At 64.2% G+C, this 4,134-nt stretch carries 4 protein-coding genes; all 4 read right to left on the bottom strand.

The window, feature by feature from the left end; genetic code table 11:
• Positions 1 to 85: 85 nt before the first annotated feature.
• The 4 genes from ACT84W_RS08295 to ACT84W_RS08280 all read right to left on the bottom strand — a co-directional run bounded on the left by ACT84W_RS08295 (position 86) and on the right by ACT84W_RS08280 (position 3,977).
• Positions 86 to 784, bottom strand: coding sequence for a transposase (locus ACT84W_RS08295; protein ID WP_444328863.1), 699 nt, complete (start codon positions 782 to 784; stop codon positions 86 to 88).
• A gap of 155 nt (positions 785 to 939) precedes the next feature.
• Complete coding sequence (locus tag ACT84W_RS08290; RefSeq protein ID WP_444328862.1) at positions 940 to 1,800, bottom strand: amino acid ABC transporter ATP-binding protein; 861 nt, start codon at positions 1,798 to 1,800, stop codon at positions 940 to 942.
• A gap of 2 nt (positions 1,801 to 1,802) precedes the next feature.
• Entirely contained in the window at positions 1,803 to 2,981 is a 1,179-nt protein-coding gene (locus ACT84W_RS08285; RefSeq protein WP_432291332.1) for an amino acid ABC transporter permease, read from the bottom strand.
• A gap of 84 nt (positions 2,982 to 3,065) precedes the next feature.
• The gene (locus tag ACT84W_RS08280; protein WP_432291331.1) at positions 3,066 to 3,977 is read right to left on the bottom strand and encodes a transporter substrate-binding domain-containing protein; all 912 of its coding nucleotides are present in this window, start codon (positions 3,975 to 3,977) and stop codon (positions 3,066 to 3,068) included.
• Positions 3,978 to 4,134 lie beyond the last annotated feature (157 nt).

Genomic DNA, 4,134 nt, shown 5'->3' with positions numbered 1-4,134 from the left:
CATCTCTTACCTCCTCGATGACGAAAAGGGACAGTCCCTTTTCGTCATTTTGGGCGGGATGACGAAAAGGGACTGTCCCTTTTCGTCATCGGGCCCGGGCGATTGTGTTTTGGCCGATTCCGGTCAGGCGGCTGATCTGCCTGGCCGAAAGACCGGCGTCTTTTAGGTCAAAGAGTAGCGCATCGCGGCTCTCCCGCCCCAGGGTTTTGACGTCTGCCGGGGCAATTTTCCCAAGGATCTGCCCCGCGACCTCGCGCGCCTGCGCCTCAGAGATGCGCGAACGCTGGGCGAACCGGTAGCCGCCGTCCTCCGCGACAGCGCTGAAGTCAAGAAACCCGTCGACGCCGCCGCACATGTCGAGGATGAGCGAGGTGTCCGCGACCGCGGAGACGCCGGACGCGTACTCATGGAAGCTGCTCCAACGATACTCGCTCGCAGGGCAAACCCCGGCCTTCGCGGGGTTGTTGTGGATGTAGCGGACCGCCTGGAGCAGATAGCCCTCATCCTCGATAGGCTGGCTCTTAAAGCGCTGCTGGAAGACATGCCCGATGTGGCCAGCACGGCTATTGAAGCGCAGGGCATAGCTCGTGATGGTCGCCTTCATGACCTCGCTCAGGCGATCGTCGTGGTCTTCCAGCAGCAGATGGACGTGGTTGGTCATGAGGCAATATGCGCGAACGAGCGCGCTGAGCTTCTCGCAGTTCTTCGACAGGTATGACAAGAACGCGAGGTAGTCCTCATCGCATTCGAACAAGTTCTGACCGCCGCTGCCCTTGGCGATCACGTGGTAGAACCCCGACTCGGCTTTCGTGCGCGCAATTCTCGGCATAAAAAACGCCTCCCCACCCCGTCGATATAGGTGAGGAGGAATATACCCGGCGACGGGCACCGGCTATCAAGGGAACTGAAATGACGAAAAGGGACTGTCCCTTTTCGTCATTAGTCGAGGTAGCGGGCGAGGAACTCGCGGGTGCGGGGATGCTCGGGGTTGGAGAACATCTTGTGCGGGTCGCCCTTCTCGGCGATGACGCCCTTGTCCATGAAGACGAGCTCGTCGGAGACGTTCTTCGCGAACTCCATCTCGTGGGTGACGACGACCATCGTCATGCCGTCGGACGCGAGGTCGCGCATGACGTTCAGGACCTCGCCGGAGATCTCGGGGTCGAGCGCGGAGGTCGGCTCGTCGAAGAGCATGAGGTCAGGCTGCATGCACAGGGCGCGCGCGATGGCGACGCGCTGCTTCTGGCCGCCCGAGAGGCGCGTGACGTCGGCCGTCACGAAGTCGGAGAGGCCGACCTCGGCGAGGTGCTTGCGGGCGACGTCCTCGGCCTCCGCCTTGGACATCTTTTTGAGCGTGACGGGCGCGAGGGTGCAGTTGTCCAGGACGTTCATGTTGTTGAACAGGTTGAAGCCCTGGAAAACCATGCCGATCTTCTCGCGCAGCTTGTTCACGTCGACGTGGTCGGCGGCGAGGTCGGCGCCGCGGAACCACACGTGGCCGGCGTCGGGGGTCTCGAGCAGGTTCAGGCAGCGCAGCAGGGTCGACTTGCCGGAGCCCGAGGCGCCGATGATGGTCACGACCTGGCCGGGCATGACCGAAAGGTCGATGTTGCGCAGGACCTCGAGGTCGCCGAAGGACTTGCGCAGGCCCTCGACGCGGATGACGGGCTCGGCGCCGGCGGTCGCGGCAGCGGTTGCGGCGGTGCCAGCGGCACCGGCCACGGGCGCGGCCTCGGCGGGAGCCTCGTAGGACTGGCCCGCGACGGCCGCGGCGATCTTCGCGTACTTCTCGTTAGCCATGGTTATGCCTCCGCCTTCTTTGCAACGGGCGCGTCGGACGTGCTGCCCACGGGCTCGGCCTTGACGTCGAGGCGGGCCGCGAGCTTGCCCAGAAGCCACGACGCGAACGCCGTCATGATCAGGTAGAACACGGCGATGACGAGGTAGGCGTTGAGCTGCTTGTAGTAGATGCCGGCAACGGTGCTCGCGGCGAACGCAAGGTCAAACACGCCGATGACCGAGAGAACCGACGAATCCTTGATGTTGATGACGAGCTCGTTGGAAAGGCCGGGGATCGCGTACTTGATGCCCTGCGGGAAAACGACCTTGAGCATGGCCTGCCACTGCGAGAGACCGAGCGAGCGCGCGGCCTCCATCTGGCCCTTGTCGACGGACTCGATGCCGCCGCGCAGGACCTCCATCATGTAGGCGGTCGAGTTGAGCGAGATGACCACGAGGCCGGCGATGAAGCGCGTCCAAAGTGCGTTGACCTCGGTGATCGAGAGGCCGAAGCCGCTCACGATGTTGAAGCCCAGGTAGTAGACGATGACGCCCTGGACGAGCATCGGGGTGCCGCGGACCACGGTGGAGTAGACCTTCGCGAAACCGACGCCGACCTTCTTGAGGAAGCGGATGGCGTCGTTGTCGGAGCGGTCGATCTCGAGAATGCGGACGGCGGCGAGGAGAAGCGCCAGGAAAAACGCGATGATCGTGCCGAAGACGGCCAGCTCGATGGTGGTGAGGGCGCCCGTGAGGTAGGTGTCCTTGCCCTGCTGGAACATATAGAGGATCTGGGTGAGCATGTCGTCCGGCATCGAGGTCGCCGCGGCTGCGGCGGCCCAAGCGGAGGCGAAGCCCATGACGGCGCGGTCGACGAAGAGGATCACCGTGCAGGCCCAGACCACGTAGCTCGCGACGCGCAGCGCGGTCGCGGCGGCGGGCTTGGCGAGCGGGGACTCCTGCGCGTAGGTCTTCCAGTGGGTGAGCTTGAGGACGAGCCCCACGGCCGAGACCACGAGCCAGGCCACAAGCAGGTAATACATGACGAGCTCGACCGTGAAGGCGTTAGCCAGGAAGCTCATCGCGGGACGGGGCGAGCTCGAGAGCAGCATGCCGACGAAGGCGACGGCCGACGTGCCCAGGAGCACGTACCGGTGGTCCTCCTTCACGAACTTCGCCAAGCGGGCGGGTGCAGATGCCATATGAATCCTTAGTTCCTTAGTCCGAATTGCCGAAAGGGCAGGGATGTGCTCCCTGCCCCGAGAAACGCTGATTTGATTGTGAGCCTACTCCGGCTGACGGTCCATGCAGTCCTGCCAGATGTTGAGGCGATCCTCCTGCGAGATGCCGCCGATGATCTCGTTGAGCTTGGCGAGCATGGCGTCCTGGCCCTTGGCGATGGCCGCGTTGTCCGGGTTGGAGGGGTCCGAGAAGCCCTGGCCGTCCTCGAGCTCGACCTTCATGAGGTCGGGGTAGCTGTTGAGGAGCTTGGGCAGGGACATCGACGAGAAGGTGATGGCGTCGCAGGTGCCGTTCTCGATGCCGTCGACGACCAGCGGCACGGTGGCGACCGGGGTCAGGTGGTTGACCTGGGGGATCTCGTCGATCAGGTCGTCGTAGAAGGTGTCCTTCTGGCCGAGGACGGTGGCGCCAGTGAAGTCGGAGAGCTTCGAGGCGCCGGCGTACTTGGAGTCCTTCTTGACCACGATGACGACCTCGTCGTCGATGTAGGAGTCGGTGAAGTCGGCGGACTGGGCGCGCTCGGGCGTCACGGACATGCCGGCGCAGATGATGTCGATCTGGCCGTTGGACAGGGCGTCGACGAGGGCGCCGAACTCCATCTTTACCGCAACGGCCTCCATGCCGAGGGCCTCGGCGATCTTCTTTGCGATCTGGACATCGTAGCCGTCGGCGTAGGCGCCCGAGACGTTCTCGATGGGGATGGTGGTGTCGGACTCCTTGGACTCCTGCCAGTTGTAGGGGGCGTAGGCGGCCTCCATGCCGACGCGCAGGGTCTTGCCGTCGCCGAGCTTGCCGGCGTCCTTGGAGCCGGAGGCGGAGGAATCGGCCTTGGCGTCCGACTTGGCGTCGGAGCTCTGTGCGGCGGGGCCGCAGCCGGTGAGGAACGTGGCGCCCGCGACGGTCAGCGTCGAGAGGCCGGATAGCTTGAGGAAATTACGGCGAGAAAGGTCAGTCATGTCGGTTCCTTCCGGTTTGGTGTGAGACCCCTTCCGTGCCGCGCAACCGGAGGGGACCCATTCCCCTCCCCCTTGCAACCTAATGCGAGAAAGTTACGCGCACGTTCGGAAGGATACGCCATCGCGGGGACCGCCGAGGGCGCCACGGGCGGGGGTA

Origin of the sequence: Paratractidigestivibacter sp., assembly GCF_052362415.1 — a bacterium.
GTDB lineage: Bacteria > Actinomycetota > Coriobacteriia > Coriobacteriales > Atopobiaceae > Paratractidigestivibacter.
The sequence above is the reverse complement of the archived record's forward strand: the minus strand, read 5'-3'. Positions and strand labels throughout refer to the sequence as shown.